This is a genomic window from Undibacterium sp. GW821-FHT11H02 (assembly GCF_058808015.1).
Genome location: NZ_JBXARG010000031.1, coordinates 1 through 23,177, shown reverse-complemented (window position 1 = coordinate 23,177; position 23,177 = coordinate 1). Strand labels below are relative to the sequence as shown.

Genomic DNA, 23,177 nt, shown 5'->3' with positions numbered 1-23,177 from the left:
ATCACGCCCGGAAATGGATAATTTTTAAAATAAATGAGAGTTCAATCAGGCAGGCCACTAGCCTGAATATCAAAGTTGCAGCACAAGACTGCATTGAATGAATTCAAATCACCCTCAACTTTTTGGTAAGGTAAGTTTATGACGCAGAGTAAATTTTTCACACAGAGCCTGCAGCGAAAGGCTATCAGTGTTGCGATTGGTTTGTGCTTCGCTGGGTTCGCGCATGCGCAAAATGCCGACGGCACGATTTTTGGTCATGCCAAGGCAAAGGCACAGATTCAAATTATCAATGTCGAAAACGGCGCGAGCCGCACCATTGAGGCTGGCAAAGATGGTAGTTTTACTGTCCCGCGTTTACCGACCGGCTTTTATAAAGTGATTTCTGGTGGCATTACCCGTGAAGTGCAGGTGGTGATTGGTACTGGTACGGAAGTGCGTTTGGATGATGTGCAGACAGTGACGGTGACTAGTTCACGTATCCGTAGTCCGATTGACGTTTCCAGTTCAGAATCGAACGTGGTCTATACCAACAAACAAGTGATTGCCCTGCCAGTGGGGCAGGACGCGACCTCCATCGCTTTGTTAGCACCAGGCACGGTGAAAGGTGTGGGCGGATTTGGTGGCTTGGCCTCATTCGGTGGTTCTTCAGTGGCTGAAAACGGTTACTACATCAACGGCTTTGATGTAACGAATATCCGCAAAATGATGACCTTCTTTAGCTTGCCATTTGAGGCGCTCAATGAGCAACAGGTGAAGACGGGTGGTTATGGTGTTGAGTTTGGTCGTTCCATGGGCGGCATTATCAACTCCACGACAAAACGCGGCACCAATGAATGGAAGTTTGGTGTTACTGCATCCTATACTTCTTCAAGCCTCAACACGAGAGACGATAAGGTTGTGATTAGTCGTGAACCAGAGGATATTAAGAACGGTAATAAATACGTTTATTACACCAACCCAGCCAATCGCGGTACGGGTTTGAATGCCTCGGTCACAGTCGGTGGTCCGATTATCAAAGACAAGCTGTTCATGTTCGGTATGTTGCAGGCGAATCGGGTTAACTCTGATGGCTACGGCAATACCGGGAGTAGCCATTTTCAAAATAATTCGCCTCAAGGTTTGTTGAAACTGGATTGGCAAATCAGTGACGATCACCGTCTCGAATATACCGGCATTCAAGCGGGCGGTAAAAGTAATAGTATTGGATACAATGCCAATTTAGATGTTAATGGCAATTGGGTTGATAATCCTGAACATTACAGTCAGACGCATATTGGTAAAGCGACGCCGACTTCGCTTGACTATCAGAATAATTTGAATGTGCTGAAATACACGGGCTATTTGACAGACAATTTGACGGTGTCTGCGCAAATCGGACGCACAAAAAATAGTTCACGCTTCATTGACCCGCAAGCCTTCGGATCTGAATGCCCAGCGATTTACTTTAATGGCTCCTGGCAGGGGGGCTGTTTTGATCCAAATCATCCGACTGTGCGCGATTTGAAAGCGCCAGATGATGGCGATAGACGCGATGGGAAACGCTTAGATCTTGAATACAATATTGGTGATCATACGCTGCGTGCTGGTTACGATAGCCAAAAGTTTGTTTCAACCAATGCCGGCTATACCTATAGCGGCGGGATTTATTATCGTTACTATAACCAAACAAATCTTGATGGTTCAGTCAATGGTGTGCCTAATGCTGTGCCGTATGGTTCAGAATATGTGCGTGTACGTCACTTCCAAACGACTACAGGTGCTTATGAAGTCATCAATAATGCTTGGTACGTAGAGGACAACTGGAAGGTCGCAAAAAATGTGATTTTGATTGGTGGTTTGCGGTCCGAAGCGTTTAATAATAAAAATGCCGACGGCGTTAGTTTCTTGAAGAAAAACAACCTAATCGCACCCCGTGTCGGCGCTGTGTGGGACGTCAATGGCGATGCAAGTATGAAGGTGTATGGAAATGCGGGACGTTACTACATTCCTGTGCCATCAAATATCAGCGTTCGCGCAAGTAATTCTGAATACACGATCGGTCAATTCCATAGTTTTTCTGGAAAAGATCCTAGAACAATGGCGCCACTCTCTTTAGGCCCACAAATTGGCTCATCGATTGTCACGGGTAGTTTGCAGGCACCCAATCCTGCAACACTGGCGGATACCGATTTGAAACCTATGTCACAAGATGAACTGATTTTGGGTTTCCAAAAAGCGCTGTCTAAAGATTGGACCATAGGCGTCAAGGGTGTGTATCGTAAGGTTCAAAATGGTATGGATGACTATTGCTCTTCCGGTGGTATCAACCAATGGGCAAAAGATAATGGCTATACCAAGTTTGATTACAACACCATTCCAACTTGTATGATGGTCAATCCAGGCAATGATTTGAATTTGGCACTGGACCTGAATAACGATGGAAAAATGCAGACCGTCAGAATTCCAAATAGTTATTTAGGCTTGGCGAAATATACGCGTAACCATAAGGCTTTGGAAATCGGTCTCGAACATCCATTTGATGGTAAATGGGGTGTTCAAGGTTCCTATACTTGGTCTCGCACAGAAGGTACGGCGGAAGGTTTTGTGCAATCTGATTTGCAACAAGATGATGCAGCGGGATCTCAAGACTTTGACTTTGGTTCCTTTACGCATGGCGCCTATGGCCGCACCGCTAATGACCGTACGCATCACATCAAAATCAATGGTAATTATGCGATCAACGATAACTTCCGTCTCGGTGGTGTGTTTGATGCGGCGTCTGGTCGTCCAACTAGTTGCTTAGGATATGTTCCAACAACGGTCAAAGATTTCTATGGCCCTAATGGCTCAACCGGAGGTGGATCTGGTGGTTACACATCGGGCTCTAGTTACTATTGCTTGAATGATCAAGGTGTGACTACTTTAGGTCATCGTGGTAATGGCAAGTTATTGCCATGGACGACGTCCTTCAATATCGATCTTTCTTACATCAAGAAGTTATCGAATAACAGTACGCTGACTTTGCAATGGAAGATCTACAACTTGTTTAATACTCGCACGGTGACCGAGATCGCTCAAAATCGTGACTATAGCCGCCAGGATACGCTACAAGCTAGTGGCAATCGTCTCAATTTGAATTATCAAATACCAACGGGATTCGCGCCACCACGCACTATGAGTTTGCATGCTCGCTATGAGTTCTAGTTCTAGTTCGAGTTTGAGTTCTAGTCTTAATTAGGACTTTCGCCAAATTGTGCTGGCTAGAGCCTGCCCTCGAATGCCTGAGTGGGGGCGTGGAGCCGAAGACAGTGCAATTGCAAGGCGAGGGTGTAGTGAGCAAGCAGCCTCTGCTTGCTCACTTAGCAGATAACACATGCTGGCCTTGTCGCGGCCAGCAAGGGAGAGTAACAACGCCAGCGTCTGTTTTGTGTAAGTCCTACTAATTTTTAAGCATCAGTTTCTTGTACTACTCCTCAAGTAGTTTCGGGGTTGACGTTCGCGTCAACCCCTTTTTTTTATTTATTGATCATGCAGGCGGCAAGCGTCCAATCCAATGTGCGATTGAGCTATGCCTGATTCATATATCAACTTGGAATTAATTCATAAATACGATCTAGTTAGCTCCTTTAAGCTAGTCGAAATACCAAATAGCCTGAGTCAATTGCGATGCTCATTGACGGCCCGCTAGCAACTAACAAAAAACGGAGACAAACAGATGAAGCGATTAATTTATTGTTTACTATTCAGCCTCGTGACTAGTGTTTTACCGCTGCAGCAAGCGCAGTCAGAGGCTGCACCACCTCGCCCACCTCGTAAAGGCAATGGATTGGCTCTGACGCCGCCTATGGGATGGAATACCTGGAATAAATTCGGCTGCAATGTCAGCGAAACTTTGATCAAACAAGCTGCCGACTCCATGGTCAGCACTGGCATGCGCGATGCAGGTTATGAATACATCGTGATCGACGACTGCTGGCAAGTCGGGCGCGATCCAGAGGGCAATATCTTGCCGGACCCCGTGCGCTTTCCGTCTGGAATGAAGGCACTGGGCGACTATATTCATTCTAAAGGTTTGAAGTTTGGTATCTATTCCGATGGTGGCAGCCTCACCTGCGGCAAACGCCCGGGTAGTCTCGGGCACGAGTATCAAGACGCCAGAAAATATGCCGAATGGGGTGTAGATTATCTGAAGTACGATTGGTGTTCGACCTATGATCAGAACGCGAAGGCGACCTACGAAAATATCAGCGACGCACTGCGGGCGACAGGTCGGCCTATCGTCTTGAGTATTTGTGAATGGGGTTTGAATAAGCCTTGGGAGTGGGGTAAGAATGTCGGCAATCTATGGCGCACCACGGATGATATTTATGATCATTGGCAAGGTAAGCGTACATTCGAACATGGCGTGATGGATATCCTTGATTTACAAGTTGGTTTGGAAATCTACGCCGGACCAGGACACTGGAATGATCCCGATATGCTGGAAGTCGGTAACGGCAAAATGAGTTTTGAAGAATACAAATCGCATTTTAGTTTGTGGGCGATACTGGCCGCACCGCTGATGGCTGGCAATGATCTGAGCGCTATGAGTGAAGAGACAAAATTCATTTTGACGAATAAGGAAGTTATCGCTATCGATCAGGATGCCTTGGGTGTGCAAGCCAAGCGGGTGGCTAAGGAGGGTGACCTGGAAGTATGGGCGCGTCCCTTAAAAGGCGGTGGCCGTGCGGTGGTATTATTAAACCGCAGTCTAAAGACCCAGCCTATCACCGTGAATTGGGAAATGCTTAATCTGCCAGATGCCTTAAGCATGAAAGTACGTGATCTGTGGCAGAAGAAAGATTTAGCTAAGGCCAAAACGAGTTTCACTGCCGATGTAGTTTCTCATGGCGTGGTCATGATACGACTGGATTTATAATTCGCGTACCTGTTTTGAAATTGCCCGCGCGCTAGTGCTATTCAGGAACGCGGGCTTTCTTAATTTTGAAGATTGTTTTACTACTGTCAACTATGCACTTATCCAAAAAAATATTGGCGCTGATCACTTGCCTTACTTTTCCTGGCATCGCTTTTGCGCAGGCAAATATCCCGCAATTCAAACCAAGATGGAGCATCAGCGCCAACCAGCTGTTGTGGCAGGTGAAAGATGCGCACAAAGATCAACTAGAAATGAGCGGACGCCAGGTATCGGCCGTGATTGACTATGGCAGCGATGCCAATGGTCAATTGATACTGAAGCGCACCGTGGTCTGGCCCATGTTACGGACGCTGCCGGATGATACCCATGCCAGTTTAATGCGTAGTTTTGAACGTATGGATACGCCGCGAATATTGATCAACGGCGTCGAACCAACTTCAGAAAAATTAAAGCAAGTGAGCTTCGATGGTCAATTGCAATTGGTGTCCCAATTAGCCGATGGCGTAAGTTTGACGCGCTTGCTTTCGCCTTCTCCTGACGAGCCCGCTTTAATTGAACGCCTGACGCTGGAAAATCAAAGCGGAAAAACGATACATATCGATTTCTCAGCGCTACAGAAATCCGAAACGACCGCAGTCAATGCAGGCACCCACGGCGCTTACCTGATTCAAGCAAAGTCGTTGGCGCGGCAGGGGGAATTGAAGCAGGGCGCCAAGGTTGTCGTTGATGTCCTGTATAGCGCCCAGTTGGTCAATGAAATGGTGTATGTCGACGTCACGGAACAACTGCAAAAACGCCGTCAAAAAATCCAGGACTGGCGCTCTAATTTGGTGCTGGAGACTCCCGAGCCTGCTGTCAATTCTATGTTTGATTTCGCCAAGATTCGTGCAGCAGAAAGTATCTTTGCAACGCGTGGGGGCTTATTGCATGGACCAGGCGGTACCCGTTATTACGCGGCGATCTGGGCGAATGATCAGGCCGAATACGCCAACCCTTTCTTCCCTTACTTAGGGGATGCGAGTGGCGTCGAGTCTGCAATCAATAGTTTCCGCTGGTTCGGCAAATTTATGAACCCGGAATACCGACCTATTCCTTCTTCGATTATCGCGGAAGGCAGAGGCTTCTGGAATGGCGCAGGTGATCGTGGTGATTGCGCCATGATTTCATATGGCGCCAGTCAATTCGCGCTAACTCAGGGGGATGCCGTGATTGCTGACCAGCTGCGTCCCTTGATTGATTGGTGCTTAGAGTTCACCCGCAGAAAGCGTGATAGCGCGGGAATTATCCAATCTGATAGTGATGAACTAGAAGGGCGCTTCCCCGCTGGTAAGGCGAATTTGTCGACCAATGTTTTGGCCTACGCAGGGCTGGTCGGAGCAACTCACCTGGCGCGCGATGACACGACAAAACTTCGTTTGCAACAGGAAGCCGCCCAGCAAAGAAGCGCGATAGACCAGTATTTTGCCGCCACGGTAGGTGGCTTCGACACTTACCGTTATTACGCGGGAAATGACAAATTGCGGGCGTGGATCGTATTACCTTTAGTGTTTGGTATGGAGGAAAGAAAGGCAGGAACGGTTGCTGCGACTTTGTCTTCGCAATTGTGGTCGGCGAATGGTTTATTGAGTGAAGCCGGTTCTAAGACTTACTGGGATCGTTCTACTTTATATGGCTTCCGTGGTTTGATGAAAGTAGGGGAGTTAGAAAAGGTGATGCCGTATTTCCTTTACTACTCTCGCTTGCGTTTGTTGGGTGAACACATTCCGTATGCGATTGAGGCCTGGCCAGAAGGTAATCAACGACATTTGTCCGCCGAGAGTGCCTTGTATGCGCGAGTGTTGATTGAAGGCCTGTTTGGCATAGAGCCAACCGGCTTGCGTAGTTTTACTATGACACCGCGCCTGCCTAAAACCTGGCCGAGCATGGCATTAAAAAACATACGTGCTTTTGGTGCAGGTCAACAAGCCGGAGAGCCAGCAAGCTTGGGTTTAGATATTATGACTAAGCGTCATAAGCAAGGGCAACGAGTACAGGTAAAGCTACATGGCAAGATCCTACTCGATCAGCAATGGGATGGTGTTAAAGCGATAGAAGTTCGCTTGCCTGAATAAACTGGTCTGTATTGTATTGATGGCTCATTTGCCTCCTCACTTACCTATCTAGGTCAGTGAGGAGGCAAAGCGTCTTTAAGCTAAAATTAATTTCACCGACAAAACCTGAATGGTGTCCGAAGCAGGGCTAGCTTTAGTCAAGTCTAATAGCCTGTCTATATTCGGATGTTTCCCCGGAAAGGCGATTGCGTCTGCTGTATGTTCAGCATAAATCATTAAGCCTTTTTCTGCCGCTGCACGATTGATTTCCCCAAATTCCTGAAACAAAGCGTGATAGACACGCACACTGCCGGCTGAGCCCGGCTTGTTTTCTATGCGGGCAAAGAGTGTATCGAGCGCAAATAGTTCTATCGCGGCCAAGTGATCTATGGTGGGGAGAGTGGCGAGAATTTCTGCAAATTGCATGAGTTGTCCTAGGTCTAGCGTGATGGAAATCAGGAAATGACAGCGTTAAAAATGCTGCGATGCGATATGGTAAGTAGTCAGCTCGGTAAAGACAAGTGCTATCAGAGAGTAACGGGGGCTGATCTCAGAAATGAGGTGCCGACATGTTATGACTTTGACTTGTATTTGTTTTGCACCCAAAAAAAATTTGAAAATATTTTCAGAGCCTGTCAACAGCCGCCACAGGCACCTCGTTATGGACACACGTAGTGAACTTCTACGGCATACAAATACTCACTCTTTACGATAGGAATTGAAATGAAAATCTCCATGAAAAAAATGATGATGACAGTTGCAGTTGCCTCAATCACTATGGGTACTGCGTTCGCACAAACGCCAGCACCTGCTGCCGCGCCAGCCGCTAAAGTAGACGCCGCGGCCGCCAGCAAAGCCGCATCCGCTAAAGCCGCGATGCCAGCAGCCAGCGCATCAGCCAGTGCGGCTGCCAGTGCAGTAGTCGCGCCACGTGACGCAGCTAGTGGTATGGCGAGTGGCAAAAGACAGCACAAACCAGTGATGAAAACAGATGCCGCCGCGTCTGCCGCTTCCGCAGCCTCCGCAGCTGCAGCGCCAGTCAAAAAATAATGATGGATTTGCTTGAACCGAGATTTTCCCATTAGGCGCGCCGAGGGCGCATTTCCGGTCATTTTTGTTGCTCTTCGTTGCCAATAGCTCGCTATTGGAGCCTCATTCGCACCAAAACTGCCTCGAAAAGTGCATCCCTCGTGATCTCAAATCCTAAGGGGAAATCTCGGTTGAAGGCGGACTAGCTAAGACCTGATATTCCTGCCCATCAAAAACCAACGGCACCTCAATGTGAGGTGCCGTTGGTTTTTTTGTTTCAGACGCGCGTCAGAAGTGTGGCGGAAGTGTGACCAAAATAGTCAAAAAAATCCCTTATCTATTTGCGCGTGACCTTAAAGATGCCATTCGGTTGATTGAGTTCTGCGCTATTAAATTTACCGTCTTTATCGACTTGAAAATCGACAAAGAAACCATTCAAACCTTTTAATGCAAAACGCGTGCTGCGAACGGGTACTAGTTCGTAAGTCGGTTGACCTTTGACATCGGCGAACAATTGATTACCGCGCAAACTCACCACGATGTCCATGTCTTTATTCAAAACATAAGTACCAGCCAGATGCTTGAGGAAGTCAGGATTGCTTAAACGTGAATCGGCCAGTTTGGTGAAAACGATGTCTTTCACTGCAGGTTCTAAAGCTGTCTTTACAGCGTCGATGTCACCCTCCAGGCTGGTTAAGAATTGTATTTTTTGATCTTCAAATACAGGGTCGTCAGTCTTCACACCATTAAACGTATCGTAGTGCCAATGTTCGAACGGCGTTTTGATTCCATTAAATTCGACGATGAGCTTGCCGTCTGCTTGCGTGATTTTTGCGACGCCATAGCCAGGATGTTCATACTCGCCAACGTAGTCAGCCAGTGCATGACTAGGTTTTGTTCCCATCTTGTGCGCCGTCTTTTTCTTCTCTTCTGCTTTTTCAATATCGGCTTTAGACGCGAGTTTGCGCTTTAAAGCTTCGCCACTCCAATCGCGTTTTTCTAGTCCCATCAGGCGATCAATCGCCGCACCTGCAATAAAATCACGTACTGGAGAGCCATCTAAATTCGTCAAAATCGCAATGCCAATATCTGAACCGGGTAGCAGCATGACCATAGCGGCGAAACCGTCGATATTGCCACCGTGATGCAAGCGTAGCTGACCACGATACACGTCACTGAACCAACCGGGTGCATAACCGATAGGAACGATTTCTGGTTTAGTCTGCGCTCCACCTAAGACCATGCGTGGGATATGCAAGTAATCGACACTGGCGGGGCTTAAGACTTGCTTGCCTTGGTACTTCCCCTTATTTAAGTGCATTTGCATCCAAGCCGACAATTCGTTGACTGAGGCATTGATAGAGCCAGCAGGGCCGACATTGCTAATCGAACGGTAAGGAATTTGTTTCACTGTGCCGTTTTTTTCTTCGCGATAGGCTTGTGAGAAGTTGGCGTCCTTTTGATTCTCTGTCACATCAAAGTTCGCACGTTTCATACCTAGCGGCATAAACAGTTTGCTTCTGACGTTCTCTTCCCAAGACTTACTAGTCACGACTTCGCTCAAATAGCCCGCCGTTAAAAACATCGCGTTGTTGTACTGAAAATCCGTGCGGAAGTCTTTATTCGGTTCTAAATACTGTAAGCGACGTACCATGTCGGCGCGGCTCAAGCTGGCGTTATACCAAAGCGCATCATGGCGTGGCATGCCGCTGCGGTGCGTGACCAGATCGAGCGCTGTCATGCGATCAGTTGCCACTGCATCTTGCAGTTTAAATGTAGGTATCCAGGTGCGAATAGGTTTGTCCCATTCCAGTTTGCCTTCATCGACCAGGCTAGCTAATACTGCTGTTGTAAACGCTTTCGTTGAACTGCCTATGGGCATGAGAGTATCGGCCGTCATAGGCAAATTTTTCGCCACATCGCGCATGCCGTGACCTTGTGCGTAAATAATTTGATCACCTTTGGTAATCGCAATCGCGATACCCGGTACTTTCCAATCGCTGCGAATCTTTTCTATTTCATTTTCAAATCCGACTAGCGCTGCTTTAGCCGCGGCGAGCGGACTGGCCTGCGCTTTGGATTCTTTGGTCAGCTTAAAGCTCATCTTGGCACCACCCTGGACGAATTCTCCCGCCAGCGTCTTGTTGGCAGCGTCGAGTACGCCTGAGAATGTGGGTGCGCCTGGGACGCCAGTAATAGTAAATTTAACTTTGTCGTCATTCAGACTGACATCTTGCAAAGCAATGTCTTTGGCACCTTGTTGCGGGATAGTGATAGAACCACGCCATTGTTGATTGGTATTGTCCAAACTGACTTCGACTGCTAGTTCGTTCTTGTTCGGTAGTTGAATCGCGCCTTTCCAAAGACCGGCTAGTGGCGCGCTGGCTTCACTAGTCTTGTTGGTTGGTGTGGAGGCTTGAGCATTCGCCTGTGGCAGAGCAAATGCATGAACATTCGCGACATTCACACAGAGAAAAGCTGCACTGAGAGCAAGTACAATTTTCAATTGACGCATATCTATTCCTTTGAGAATGAATTAAGAAAACGCAGTGTAGTGCGAGTCGTGGACCATGACCATAGCGAATAGGATAGGAAGTCAAAAACAAGACATGAAACTGATTTCTGCTGACATCAATGTTCGTCAGACCTGATGGAATGCGATTTTGCTTTTGGTCCGGATCAATGGTCAGGTCTTCTGTTTAGACAGGCAGAAAACTGAATTAAACCGTGGCAGCGAGCGGATTTCACGTATAGTGAGTCGATGGCGTCATGCTTGGCATGTGACGACTAAGAAATCCGTAGTGAAAATGAAAAGCAGAGAAGGTCTTCAGCGCAAGAAGCAGCGTAAGAAACAGCGTAAAAAACAGCGTAAAAAACAGCGTAAAAAACAGCGCAAGCACCTAAGCACTCTGCTTATGAACTCATACCCCAATCCAGGATAGTCACATGAACCCAAAGAAAATCGCCGCCTTGATGGATACACTGATACTGACTTGCAGTCGCCAATTTCGTTTTAATCCACGCCGGGTCGCCTCGGATATGCGTTACAAAGGCACGCAAGGCGAAGGCAAGAATTTGGTGCACGTATTTAAAGATATACACACGCATTCGCAAATTGATCTTGATTCGCGTTCGATGGCGATGTTGCGCGAACAGCATGGAGATACACCGCATTGGGATGACGCTGAGAAAAAACGTTATTGCCAGACCGATGCCGAAATTGATGCGGAGATCGCTGCCAAGCAAGCGAAGTTAGATGCCGCCAAAACCAGCGTTCTGTATCAGGATCATCGTGAGCATTTGCTGTCACACTTTAAGGGCAGTCCTAACTATCAAGAAGGCCGACCAAGTGCCCGCGAAATAGCGCGTGAATTGATTACTCAACTGAGTCTAGTGCAGGATGCACGCCTGCTTGAATTCGCCACACAAATGCAAACTGAGGACCACGATCAATTAGCGCATTGCCTCTTGGCGCCTTGTCATATAGAACGCGCTGCCTGGGCTGAGAAAACGGTTTAGTGTACTGACGCTTGCTTAATTCGATTTGCGCCGCTGCGAGCGATACTGCGCTGGCGGCACGCCAAATTGTGATGCAAAAGCGCGAGTGAAATGGCTGGCGTTATTGAATCCGCATTCGTAAGCGATATCGACAATGCGGGTTTCTTCGTTCAGCAGGGCGAGGCAGGCTCGTTCTAAACGCAATTTCATCATGTATTGATGCGGAGGTATTCCCATAGCACGCCTAAACTCACGAGAAAAATGCGCTTCGCTCATCGCGCAGATAGCGGCGAGTTGTGAGTTCGATGTGCTGGTTTCGGTATTGTTTGCCATGAAGGAGAGTATTTTTCTCAGGCGTGCGCCGGATAAACCCGAGGAATAACTTAAGTCTTCATGGTTTTTTTCTTGGCGCCATGGTTTGCTGTAATGTTCCAATAAGTAGCAGACCAAAATCGTCATAGCGCTATCGCAAATTTGGGTTGCTAATGGTCCTGCTAACATCTCGGCATCGAGCATTTTATGTACCAGTTCGATGACATTTTTATCGGGCGTAAATAGATTCGCGATCAAAGTCGCGCCATCACGATCTCCACGCAGCGCTGCAAAATGGTCGACCAGCGCAATAGGGATAAAAATATTCACAATGTCGCAAGCGCTCATGCGGCACCACCGACCCGACTCATAGGGCGGACAAATCCGAAAACGATTTGCCGCAATCATACCGCCCCAGATAGGGCTGCTACCGTCCCAAATTCTAGCCTCTAAAGGCGCCAGCATGACCGCAATCCGATAGCAATCGGGGTGCGGAAAATTAGCATGAATTCGCTGATCCGGCCTGTCGTCACAAGACCATCGTCCGAGGGAGGCTCTTGAGACAGGTAATGGCCCTATGCAAGTCTGCAAGGGATGGACGACACCACTCTGATGGAACCAGTTTTTGAGTTCCGCTGTGGTATTGATCAACGCTGAAGCCATACTCAGATAACTCCGGTAACCGAGGGGATGAAGAAGTTAATATATTAGTTAATATTGTGGCTGCTGTGGTTGTTGATAATCCAAAACTAGCATGTTTTTTTGTTTAGTCGGAATCTCTACAGGTCGAAAAAACGACAATGCGCCTTCTCCCGCCTGCGGGAGAAGGGGTATGTAGACTGGTGTAGATATCGATGCATTAAAGTGGGAGAGGACATGATACTTGCACCATTTTTATCTTAAGTTAGCGCTTATGGCACCTAGCTGTACTACTTAGGCGGAAAGCTGTACTTGACCGTATAAGCACCACTACCGCTATACGACTTTACGCTCGCATAGTAATAGCCTGCAGTACCGTTATAGCTGATCGATTCAGTCGATGTACTGCCATCGGCTTTGGCAACCTGATCCCATTTGCTGCTGGTGCCATTCCATTTGTACAGGAACAGATCAAAATCGGTACCGGTCGGGCCGCTTAATTTCACGATGTAAGTCCCATTGCCTGCTTGGACATAATTGGGAGAAATATTAGGTACCGATACCGTCGCACCAACAGCGAGCGTGCCTGTTTGTGTGACTTCGGTGCTGGTTCCAGCGCCGCTATATTTGGCAAACACCTGATTCGCCAGACGGGTATTCACCGCATGCCAAGGATTACCTAGAGTGCGCATACGGGAGTTTTCTGTTGGTCGGTAGATGCCACTGGTACAGTAATTGCCACCCTGAAATGCACCTACCGTGCCATTCGATACTGTGCCAACTTGAGTAGGCACTGGCGTAGTTGCACTGATTAAATCACCCCATTTAGTATTGCTGCGCGTGCCGTAACGTGACACATTGCCTGCCGTCGGTTCAACACTGGTATCGCAAGTGCCATAGTCGTATTCATCGGCTAAGCCAAAAGCGGAATGGCCAATCTCGTGCAAAGCCACTTCCTTGGATGATGGATCCATCGATACCGTTGCCACCTCGCCGCCAGAGCCACCGTAGCGTGTTGAGTTGGAAATGACGATCACTTGCTCATGTCCATCTGCCGGTAAAACTTGTCCAACAATATTGAAGACCTTGGTCGTATTTACACACAGCAAGCGGGCAATGTTATAGCAAGCAAATTCGCCATCCATAGCCGTGTCGCGATAAATACCCTTATCTAATTCATCGACTCCCGATTGATTACTGGCGATATCGATGCGATGAATATTGATCTTGCTCAGATTCGCTGCCAACAAAGGATCAGCCTTAAAGGCGTCGATTAGCTTCTGTGCGTCGGCGCGCCACTTGCTCATTTCGGCGGCGGTGTAGCCATCACCGACGAAGACATAATCCATCTTTGATGCGGTCGTTCCATTGTTTAAAATCGTCGTCAGCGTCGGCACTGCCGCCAGCGCTGTTGCTGAGGACATGCTGATGCGTGCTTTGCTGGCATTGACCAAGTTTTGTATTTGCACTCGATCTAATTCGGTCGCTGGTACCACCCCATTTTGTTTGAGCGCTTGTGTGCTGATTGACTGCGTGGACTGTGCCGCCGCAGAGTGCGGTAGCACCTGTATGCTAACAATGTCGGCGCTAAATGGCACCGTCACATCGAGCACCGCACTTGCTTGCGCTACGGTCTCTGAATGTTGAATGGCACCCGTTTTCGCATCAAAAGTTTCCAGTAATCGTTGCAGGCGATTTGGCAGCAATACTTCGTGCACAATCTCGCCCCGGCTATTCCGGGCGATCACGCGCAGTTGCTCTCCTTTTGCATGATTCGGTAGTGATCGAGTTAAACCAAAATTGCCAAACTCAGCATGAATCGGTGTCACCGATACCGCGTTACGGCCTGATTTGAGCTCAACCCGTAAATTCACATTTTGAGCATGGGCGGTATTGCTAAATGCCGCAAATCCTATTGCGCTCAGCAAAGCCGACATGGCGACTAAGCTTGCAGTAACTGACTTCATTTTGCCTCCTGATTTTATTGTATGTTGTAAGCGTGAATCCCCAGCCAGACAACGCGCCCATTTTTTTGATGCCGTATTCTCCGATTTCAATGACGGACTGGTGTATCAATGCTGACCAGACAAAGAGCCTAAGCTTGAATTGATACTCACTTGAGTCTCTGCTGTTTTTTTGTGCAGTGCGCGACAAATCCTGCGCAAATTGCACAAAGCTGCTGTGATGTGAATTTCTTGTTGTATTCAGGCAGACCTAGACTGGTTAATTGCCACACCGCTACAATGCGCCATAAGCACAGCTGCACGCGCCCGTCGGTTGTCGTTGAACCGCTAAGCATATTGAAAAAACAGGAGCCCACTTTGACTCGTTTGACCCAACTCATTCGCCCAATTGCAATTAAGCTGATTCTTATCGGTCTTTTTCCATTCTCTAGCGGGGCAGCTGAAGTTGCTGCAAACGACGCGGGCAAGCAAGTCGGCAAGGGGGCGGATCAGATTCGTCATATCGTGGACAAAGAGATTAAAACCTTGATGCGCGCCCATGCTGTGCCAGGTATGGCGATAGCCTTGACGGTGGATGGTCAGTCTATGTTTTTTAATTATGGCGTGGCGTCGAGAGAGACAAATACAGCTGTGAGCACATCGACCTTGTTCGAAATTGGCTCTATCAGTAAGACCTTCACCGCGACGCTGGCAACTTACGCGCAAGCACTAGGAAAGTTAAGGCTAGATGATCATCCCAGTCAATTTATACCGCAGTTGCAGGGCACTGCTATCGACAAGGTCAATTTAATCAATTTGGGCACTTACACGGCGGGTGGCTTGCCTTTACAAGTACCCGATGACGTCAGTAATGACAAGATGCTCGATTATTTTCAACAATGGAAACCGAGCGCCGCTGCCAGCACCGTTCGTGAATACTCGAATCCCAGTATAGGCCTGCTCGGACATATCACTGCCCTGGCATTGAAGAGCAATTTTGCCGACGCGATGGAGTCGCAGTTGTTCCCTAAACTAGGTTTGCGTCACAGCTATATCCGCATACCCGCATCGGCTATGTCTGATTATGCATGGGGCTATAAGCTCGACAAAAAAGAACTGAAAGCCGTGCGGGTTAACCCTGGCGTATTCGCCGACGAAGCCTATGGCGTCAAATCGAGTAGCGCGGACATGCTGCGTTTTGTGCAGTTGAATATGGATAGCAGTTTACTTGATGAATTGACCGCGCGTGCGCTGAACGACACCCATATTCCCTATTTTAAAATCGGCGATATGGGGCAAGGATTAGGCTGGGAGCAGTATGCCTACCCGATCAGCCTAAAACGTTTACTCGCTGGCAATTCCGAACAGATGATCTGGGAGCCAAATCCGGCGCAGGAAATCATGCGATCTAAACTTCATTACGCAGCGCGACTATTTAATAAGACAGGCTCGACCAATGGCTTTGGTAGCTATGTTCTTTTTGTCCCAGAGCTCAAAATCGGCGTCGTGATTCTAGCCAATAAAAATTATCCCATCCCAGCCCGTATCAAAGCGGCGCATGCAATTCTTGAGCAACTGGTAAAGATGAAATAAGCGCTTCGCATGGCATGTAATAAAGACATGCAAAACACGCTTGCATGTCCCAAAATTCCACCATAGGTTAAGATACTGCCTTTTCCCATTCTTAAACTGAGATCCGCATCATGAGCATAGACAAAGACAGCGCCGTTACCATTCGCCTCACCGTCGTTGACGGCAAAGGCAAAGTATTAGAAAGCGGCAAGACCCCGGTCGCCTACCTGCACGGTTACGACAATCTCTTACCAAAAATCGAAGAAGCGCTGCAAGGTCAAGACATCGGCTTCAAATTGAATCTGAACCTGACACCAGAAGATGCCTTCGGTGAACGTGATGAAAGCCTGCTTAGAACAATTTCCAAAAAAGATTTTCCACCGGGCGTCAAAGTCGGTGCCTCCATGCAAGGCTACAACGAAGCGGGTGAAGAGACTGTGTATACCGTGCTCAAAATCAAAGGCGATCAAGTCATGTTGGACGGCAATCACCCACTTGCAGGTAGCTCTTTGAGAGTCAGTGTAGAAGTCTTGGGCATACGTGCCGCGACAGCAGAAGAAGTCGCACATGGTCACGTGCATGGCGAGCATGGCCATCATCATTGATGGTGTAGAGGATGAGGTGGGGGCAGCGTAGTGAAAGATTAAGTGAAATCAAGCAAGATCGAGCAAGATCGAACCAGGCTGCCTCACTAAGTTTTTTGTCCGTAAAGTATCGTTTTAAAAACAGCGCAACACGCGCAAGTTAAGACCGCCCAACCACCACACTACAATACAAAAGCACCAGACAGACAGGTGCCCAGATGATACGTTCCCATTTACTGGGGGTGATCAAATTCATCAACAAACCCAGCCCATTGATTGCGACCACAAGCCAGATCGCGATGCGTGACAAGTCGAACAAACTCGATGCAAACCAGGCAGCGCGGATACCAACGATGGCGGTCAGCAATAAAAAAAAGACCGCCATGAAGATCGCCGCAATTCTCATTTGGCGAGGATAAACACCGGGAAATTTTCCTCCCATCGAGACCTTACCCCAAGGTGCCCCCGCCGCCAGCGCCAATTGAAAAGCGACGACTATAAGCGCAAAAAAAGTATAAATCTTCGCGATGTTAAGCGTGCTAATTGAATCTATCATTTAGGCCATCCTATATATAAGTCAACAGACCCTAAGCTAAGGTATCCAGCATTCCTTTGTCAAATCATATCAATTCTTAAATGGGGCAAGCCAGCTTACAGCTAGCAATGATATTTTGATCAATACAAAAAGTAAGGGACGCTCATATTTTTGAACTGAGGTCGAGATTTCTCGTCATTTTCGGACTACTATCTCAGTAGCTGACAAAATCTTGATGCTAAGACGCTAGTTAGCTGCAGCGTAGAAAGGAAGTGTGCGATGTCCATTTGTATAGGATCGCCATGTGCATATGGCGGTGTCGAAGCAATGCGCGCCTACCAGCAGCAGATTTTGCGCGCGGATCAAGACAAAACTATCTTGGAGCAACGCCGCGAAGCCTTATTAGAGTTAGATAGAAAATCAACAAAAGACGCAGAATTATCGGGCACGCCCCCGACCAGCGATCTTCCCACCTACTTGCAGGTGAATCAAGTCTCTCCAGTCGATGTTTCTTTAGGACTCGTGAATGCCGCGATTGGCACCACGGTCAATACCTTTGCGTGATGCATATGACAGGCTGATCTGAGCAGGCAGATTCTTTCAAAAAACCCTGGTTACTGATGTTTCAAAACCCCTCAGCGTCGAGACGTAGAGTCGCCGAGGAGCGCAGAGAAAAGCGAAGATTTTACTGGGTTTCTCTGCGTATCTCCGCGTCTCAGCGTCTCGGCGTTGAGGGGTCTTTATTTTTGTCCAAAGCCACAAAGTCAATTTGGATAAGACCTCGTATTTTTTCATTGAGATGTTCTTATATTCGTCTTAACTGAGCGGCATGACTGCTTACCGCGCTTATTCATGCTGGCGATGCCCTTACGACTGTACAAGTGGTACTTAATCATTGGCCACATTGATAGGTGCAGCGTCAAACTGGTAAGCACTCGCCTCATGCAGCTTCCATGCGCCATCACCGAGCAATTGCAACACATGTGTATGGTACTGCAGCACGGCGGGTCGATGCGCGATACTGATCAATGTCACGCCGCTCTTACGCAGACGCGCATACAGAGCCGATTCATTGGCGCTATCAAGCGCACTGGTCGCTTCGTCGAGAATAACAATGTTAGGTGCATGAACCAGTATGCGGGCGAATGCGATGCGTTGCTGCTCGCCGACGGACAGGAGCTTCTCCCAGTCATGCACCGCCGATAGACCACCTACCTGTTCGGACAATTGCGGTAGATATACTTGACCCAAAATCTCTAGTAATTGCTGGTCGCTTAGTTTGGAGTCCACACTAGGGTAGATCAATTGGCTGCGCAGCGAACCCATTTGCAAATAAGGCTGTTGCGGCAGAAAGAAAAACTCCTCCATAGGCGGATGATGTATGAGGCCGCTACCGCTGTGCCATAGTCCGGCAATTGCCCGCAATAGTGAGCTTTTGCCGCAGCCGCTGTCCCCCGTAATCAGTAGCGCTTCACCTGCTTGCAATACCAGGCTCAATTCCTTGATGAGCACACGCTGCGATTGTGGTGGACGCAGCGTAACGGATTCTAGTACGAGCTGAGTGCCTGGGCGTAGTTGTATGCGTTCGGGCTCGACCTCAGTTGACGATTCGGGTGCAATTGTCGGCAATACTAGGTCCGACAATGCTTGCAAGCGGCCAACGCCAGCTACGAAGCGGCTCAGACCCTCAAAGTTTTCCACTATCACCCCGACCGCCCCAAGCACGGCAGCAAAGGCGCCGATTGCCTGCGTTGCGCGCCCGACCTCCAGCTCGCCGGATAAGACTTGCTGGGCAAGTATCGCCACCGGCAACACCAAAGTGAGCTGACTGAAGGTGCGCTGATACAGATTAAGTGAGCGCTGCTTCTTGATCAGTTTGTCGTAGTTTTGAATCACCCGGTGCAGCATGCTATCAATGTGCGCGCGTTCCTGGGTTTCGCCACGGTAAAAGGCGATCGATTCAGCATTTTCACGTACCCGCATCAGGCTGTAACGGAAGTCGGCCTCGCGCCGCAGTTGCCAAAAATTCAGATGTATCAATGGATTGCCGAATGCATAAAGTGCGGCGCCGGTACCGATTAGGGCGTATAGCACTAATACCCCAACCAACAAATGGGAAATCGACCATAGCACCGTGCTAAACGCCACTAGCTGCATGGCAGATCCCAAAAAAATGAGCAGGAAGTTGATCGATCTGCCGGTAAAGGTATTGATATCTTCGCTGATACGCTGGTCTGGGTTGTCCAGGTCGCTGTCTGTACCCAGCGCATAATATCGACGATCTTTAAGATAGCCGTCAAGAAAGCGACCGCTGAGCCAGAGTCGCCACCGGTTCGCGAATAGGTCACGCATGTAATAGTAGAAAGCATAAGTCGGTACTGCAAATAGCAGCACGAGCAGGCAGGTTTGCACGGATGCCCAAAAGCGCTCACCCTCTTTTGCCGCCAATGCCGACATCATTTCCCCAGCCTGATTGTTCAACATGACTGCGAACTGGGTTTCAAACAGCATTAACACGATCAGCAGCACCAAGAGTATCCAGGCGGCCTTCCATTGTTCGCCCACCCAGTAAGGTTTGGCGACAGCAATGAATTGTCGCCATGCAGAGAGTGATAAAAACGCGGTACGGCGCTTCTTAGGTGGTGGTGGCACACCATCGTTCTCCACATTGGAGCGCATGTCGCTTAAGATAGTCATGGTCAGATTCTGTGGATGGTTCTACCTCAGTATGAGATCTGACGCGATAGCGATCTGTGCGGAAACGGACATAAGCTCGCATAGCAGGATGATTACCACTGCAAGTTCAATTTTCAATATCGACTATTTACAATATCTTTTTTGCGCCGGGCAGTTTTACCAGCAAGGCCGCCACTGCAAAACTCAGGATCACACTAGCGCTACCGACCAAGAAAAACAAGCCGAATGAATAATTCTTCCACGCCTGCAGCAATACACCCAAGCCCACCACGACCGGTGCATGCACGATAAAGGCGGCGTAGCATAAGGGAGTCAGCTTTTTCCAAAACGCCCAAGGTTTTGCCGATACCCGAAAGCGCCACAGCAGCATCAACATAATCCCACCCGCCACAAACGGCTCCCACATCGCATACGCAAAAGCAGGCATAGTCCAACCACCATTCACATGAAACGTGGCACCTTTCAAAGCACCACTCAGAATCGCATAGGCAAACAAACTAGGTATCGTCAACAAACTAATCCAGCCCCAAGGCAGTGCCAGTTTCCTATCGATGTTTTCTAGCAAGCGACCATGTCCCGCGGCACATCCAAAAAAGAACAACAAGATGTAAGACGCAAAATAACCGATCTGCAACAAGCCACGTTCTTGCCCAGTTGGCACCCACAAACGCAATACAAAGGCAGCGATACCCCACACCACCAAAAAGAAAGCGACCGACGCATGCTTCATCACAGCGGGCGATAAATGCCAACGCAGTTGAGGCAAGAGCAAACGCAAAACCATATATGCCACAGAAAAAAACAACAAGGCATACGCAAACCACAAGGGACCAATATTAAAATATCCCCGCGCCATCAGCTGCCACCAAAACGACCAGACAGATTCACCAGCAGGCGTCTCCGCCAGCGCGTTAGTGAAAGGCCCCAGCACAAAACCAAAGACAAGAACAGGCACACCCAGCCGTAACAAGCGATCAGTCAAAAATTGCCTCGCACCCTTACTCTCAAAAGAGCGCGTACTAAAATATCCAGCCAGCAGAAAAAACATACCCATAAAAAAAGCCTGGTTCACCGCACAAAACAAAGTCATCAACAATCCCGAAGCCTGATCGCTAGCCTTGTACTGCAAATACCAGCCACCCTCAGCGCCATACATAATCGCGGTATGGTGCAGAATCACCAAAGCTGTCAACAGCACGCGAATACGGTCCAGAAAATCAGTCCGTGAAGTTTGCACTGTATTTGTCATCGTTGTCCTTAGTTAGCGCCGTAGCGAAAATTGGCTGGGGAGATCAATTCGACTATTGATGTCGCTATGCTAAAGACAATGCTAGGTGATTGAAATCAGAATGTGGCGAAATGGGCGGGAGTTGGGGCGAAGTGGGCATATCCACTCTTACGCAAGCGGGAGAGTGCTAGGGTGAGGGCGGTTCAGAATGAGCATAGCCTTCACAGATCACAAAAAAAGTAGGGCGGGTGAAACCCGCGCCGCCAGAACGTCGAGCCATCCAGCGCAACCCATGAGCAACCCGGGTTACACCCTCGGTACTGCGATTTTAATTCTTTCCCCCTTCAAAGCATAGGTATGCACACAAGTTCAGTGAATAGCAAAATCCCTTAACCGTCACTCCTGCGCAGGCAGGAGCCCAGCGTCTTTTGTCGATCAACCGACGCCGCTAGATTCCTGCCTACGCAGGAATGACGAGTCGCGTCTATTGATCAAATAATCTTGAGGAAAACTACATCGCAGGCAACACCGCAGCTAGCGTACTTATAATCACATTCTGAAACTTCTCAGCCTCATCCTGATGAATCTGATGCCCAGAGTTTTCAAACATAAACAAGGCCTTCTTCGGCGCTGCCAATGCCTTGAAATAATCCACCGTGATCTTTGTCGAAGTTTGAATATCGTTCTTACCCACGAAAAAATAAATCGGGCAATCGACTGACTTCAAGGTCTTAGGTAAATCAATCCGTGTCACTTCGTTCCAAACCGGCGACCAAGTTTTTGACCATTGCAGAAAACCTGTCTTAAAACCCTCACTCGTTGCAAAGGCTTTTCCTTCTTTAAAGAACAGCCACTTTCTCAAATAGAACATATCCTCATCAACAACAGAAGGCATACTCACCGTCGCCAATTCCTTAGTCGCGACCTCGTTGTCTTTAAAATGATTCTTCAAAATCACCAGCAATTCTTGCTCACTCGCGAGCTGGCTCACCACAGGATTCGAAGCGAAATAGCCATGCAATAATTCAGGATGATGCTTCACGATATAAAAGCCTAAAACATTCCCCCAAGAGCTACCCAACAAATAGATCTTTTCTTGCTTCAATTCTTTTCGCACAAAATTGATAACCTCCAACGTGTCCATCTCCATCAAGGCAACGGAAGGCTGAACAGGCGAAGGATTCAATTTCAAAGTCTTACCAGCATCACGCTGATCCCACTGCACAATCGTAAATCGGCTTTTCAAAACAGAGGTAAAAGCAGGCGCACCATTGATCATAGAACTACCAGGTCCGCCAGACAAAAACAGCAAAACAGGCTTACTCGCATCATCCGTTTTAATCTCCACAACCTGCTTGATGCCACCAATGTCGGGTGTCAGGGTTTTGTCGATTTTTACTGGGGTGGTTTGGGATTGGGGTGCGTTTGTTTCTTGGGCTTTGGATGCTGTGAATGGGATGGTGATCGTGAATAGAGCGGCTAGTAGGATTTTATTGATCATGGGTTTGGTTGATTGTTGGTTTTTGGTTGTACCAATGAGATTAGTAGGCAATCCATCATCTAAATGGCAAAGGATTTATGGCAAAACCAGAAATGAACATTCTATCTCAAGTTACATTTGCTATTTTCCACTTTCAGATTTTGTTAATTTTCCCAAAGACTCCAGTAATTTAGTCATTGAATTTAAATCAGAAGAAGATTCGAATGGTGATTGAACCGTAGAGCCGTTAACGGTAGGCGAGGAAAATATGACGATTGATGCACTTGTAATAATTTGATCGCGTACCGAGTCTTGACGCGCTAGTTCTCCATAGCTTGGGAGGGATGAAGCAATTGCCGCCTTGTGAGCATATTCTTCTTCAAAATTTCGCTCTCGCTTGTATTGAGCGAAACACATTCCAAATACAGCATAAAGTGGGATAATTAGTGCTGTCCGCAGTAGGATTTTTATCAAAAATAGAGAGGTAAATACCTCAGAGTTCTTCTTGTTGTCTGGTAATTTTAAAAGTTCATCTATAGCTAGTAATTTGGAAATTTCCGAGAGAGAATCATGCGTTAGTTTAAATGCAAACCCAGCGAGGGTGTAAAAAATTTTGTGTAAACGGACATTTTGCAGGAAACTGCGCAATTGCATGGAGCAATGATAATGACCG

At 48.0% G+C, this 23,177-nt stretch carries 17 protein-coding genes; 8 read left to right on the top strand and 9 right to left on the bottom strand.

From position 1 onward, the window contains the following. The first annotated feature begins 138 nt into the window (after nucleotides 1-138). The 3 genes from AC1RR2_RS20215 (at nucleotide 139) to AC1RR2_RS20205 (ending at nucleotide 7,008) form a co-directional block, all read left to right on the top strand. Nucleotides 139-3,183: a TonB-dependent receptor gene (locus tag AC1RR2_RS20215; protein WP_493224087.1), complete on the top strand. Its 3,045-nt coding sequence runs from the start codon at nucleotides 139-141 to the stop codon at nucleotides 3,181-3,183. A 511-nt stretch (nucleotides 3,184-3,694) separates the two neighbouring features. Then, the gene (locus AC1RR2_RS20210) at nucleotides 3,695-4,897 is read left to right on the top strand and encodes a glycoside hydrolase family 27 protein (protein ID WP_493224086.1); all 1,203 of its coding nucleotides are present in this window, start codon (nucleotides 3,695-3,697) and stop codon (nucleotides 4,895-4,897) included. Between the two features lie 92 nt (nucleotides 4,898-4,989). Beyond that, the gene (locus AC1RR2_RS20205) at nucleotides 4,990-7,008 is read left to right on the top strand and encodes a hypothetical protein (RefSeq protein WP_493224085.1); all 2,019 of its coding nucleotides are present in this window, start codon (nucleotides 4,990-4,992) and stop codon (nucleotides 7,006-7,008) included. Nucleotides 7,009-7,083: 75 nt separating this feature from the next. Here the strand turns inward: AC1RR2_RS20205 and AC1RR2_RS20200 are convergent, their stop codons facing one another. Next, on the bottom strand, nucleotides 7,084-7,413 hold the full coding sequence (locus tag AC1RR2_RS20200) for a DUF2322 family protein (protein WP_493224084.1): 330 nt from the start codon (nucleotides 7,411-7,413) through the stop codon (nucleotides 7,084-7,086). A gap of 297 nt (nucleotides 7,414-7,710) precedes the next feature. Between AC1RR2_RS20200 and AC1RR2_RS20195 the strand changes: the two genes are divergently transcribed. Continuing rightward, nucleotides 7,711-8,037: a hypothetical protein gene (locus AC1RR2_RS20195; protein ID WP_493224083.1), complete on the top strand. Its 327-nt coding sequence runs from the start codon at nucleotides 7,711-7,713 to the stop codon at nucleotides 8,035-8,037. 316 nt (nucleotides 8,038-8,353) lie between these two features. Here the strand turns inward: AC1RR2_RS20195 and AC1RR2_RS20190 are convergent, their stop codons facing one another. Next, the gene (locus AC1RR2_RS20190; protein ID WP_493224082.1) at nucleotides 8,354-10,531 is read right to left on the bottom strand and encodes a serine hydrolase; all 2,178 of its coding nucleotides are present in this window, start codon (nucleotides 10,529-10,531) and stop codon (nucleotides 8,354-8,356) included. Between the two features lie 431 nt (nucleotides 10,532-10,962). Between AC1RR2_RS20190 and AC1RR2_RS20185 the strand changes: the two genes are divergently transcribed. Further along, nucleotides 10,963-11,535, top strand: coding sequence for a hypothetical protein (locus AC1RR2_RS20185; protein ID WP_493224081.1), 573 nt, complete (start codon nucleotides 10,963-10,965; stop codon nucleotides 11,533-11,535). A gap of 15 nt (nucleotides 11,536-11,550) precedes the next feature. Here the strand turns inward: AC1RR2_RS20185 and AC1RR2_RS20180 are convergent, their stop codons facing one another. Both AC1RR2_RS20180 and AC1RR2_RS20175 read right to left on the bottom strand, forming a co-directional pair. Then, a complete protein-coding gene (locus AC1RR2_RS20180; protein ID WP_493224080.1) occupies nucleotides 11,551-12,489 on the bottom strand; it encodes a helix-turn-helix domain-containing protein in 939 nt (312 codons plus the stop codon). Between the two features lie 266 nt (nucleotides 12,490-12,755). Further along, nucleotides 12,756-14,432, bottom strand: a complete 1,677-nt coding sequence (locus tag AC1RR2_RS20175) for a M64 family metallopeptidase (RefSeq protein ID WP_493224079.1) — start codon at nucleotides 14,430-14,432, stop codon at nucleotides 12,756-12,758. 354 nt (nucleotides 14,433-14,786) lie between these two features. Between AC1RR2_RS20175 and ampC the strand changes: the two genes are divergently transcribed. Then, nucleotides 14,787-16,001: a class C beta-lactamase gene (gene ampC, locus AC1RR2_RS20170; RefSeq protein WP_493224078.1), complete on the top strand. Its 1,215-nt coding sequence runs from the start codon at nucleotides 14,787-14,789 to the stop codon at nucleotides 15,999-16,001. Between the two features lie 110 nt (nucleotides 16,002-16,111). Further along, on the top strand, nucleotides 16,112-16,585 hold the full coding sequence (locus AC1RR2_RS20165) for an FKBP-type peptidyl-prolyl cis-trans isomerase (protein ID WP_493224077.1): 474 nt from the start codon (nucleotides 16,112-16,114) through the stop codon (nucleotides 16,583-16,585). A gap of 139 nt (nucleotides 16,586-16,724) precedes the next feature. Here AC1RR2_RS20165 and AC1RR2_RS20160 read toward each other — a convergent pair whose 3' ends face one another. Continuing rightward, nucleotides 16,725-17,120 (bottom strand): hypothetical protein, encoded by a 396-nt coding sequence (locus AC1RR2_RS20160; protein ID WP_493224076.1) that lies wholly within the window; start codon nucleotides 17,118-17,120, stop codon nucleotides 16,725-16,727. Between the two features lie 258 nt (nucleotides 17,121-17,378). On the opposite strand from AC1RR2_RS20160, the gene AC1RR2_RS20155 reads away from it, so the two are divergent. Then, a complete protein-coding gene (locus AC1RR2_RS20155) occupies nucleotides 17,379-17,663 on the top strand; it encodes a hypothetical protein (RefSeq protein ID WP_493224075.1) in 285 nt (94 codons plus the stop codon). Nucleotides 17,664-17,987: 324 nt separating this feature from the next. Here AC1RR2_RS20155 and AC1RR2_RS20150 read toward each other — a convergent pair whose 3' ends face one another. The 4 genes from AC1RR2_RS20150 to AC1RR2_RS20135 all read right to left on the bottom strand — a co-directional run. After that, nucleotides 17,988-19,796 carry an ABC transporter ATP-binding protein/permease gene (locus tag AC1RR2_RS20150; RefSeq protein WP_493224074.1) on the bottom strand — a complete coding sequence of 603 codons (1,809 nt, stop codon included), beginning with the start codon at nucleotides 19,794-19,796 and terminating at the stop codon, nucleotides 17,988-17,990. A 127-nt stretch (nucleotides 19,797-19,923) separates the two neighbouring features. Beyond that, a complete protein-coding gene (locus AC1RR2_RS20145) occupies nucleotides 19,924-21,045 on the bottom strand; it encodes an acyltransferase family protein (RefSeq protein ID WP_493224073.1) in 1,122 nt (373 codons plus the stop codon). 490 nt (nucleotides 21,046-21,535) lie between these two features. Then, nucleotides 21,536-22,525, bottom strand: a complete 990-nt coding sequence (locus AC1RR2_RS20140) for an alpha/beta fold hydrolase (protein ID WP_493224072.1) — start codon at nucleotides 22,523-22,525, stop codon at nucleotides 21,536-21,538. A 120-nt stretch (nucleotides 22,526-22,645) separates the two neighbouring features. Then, on the bottom strand, nucleotides 22,646-23,177 hold a 532-nt coding region (locus AC1RR2_RS20135; protein WP_493224071.1), incomplete at its 5' end, for a hypothetical protein.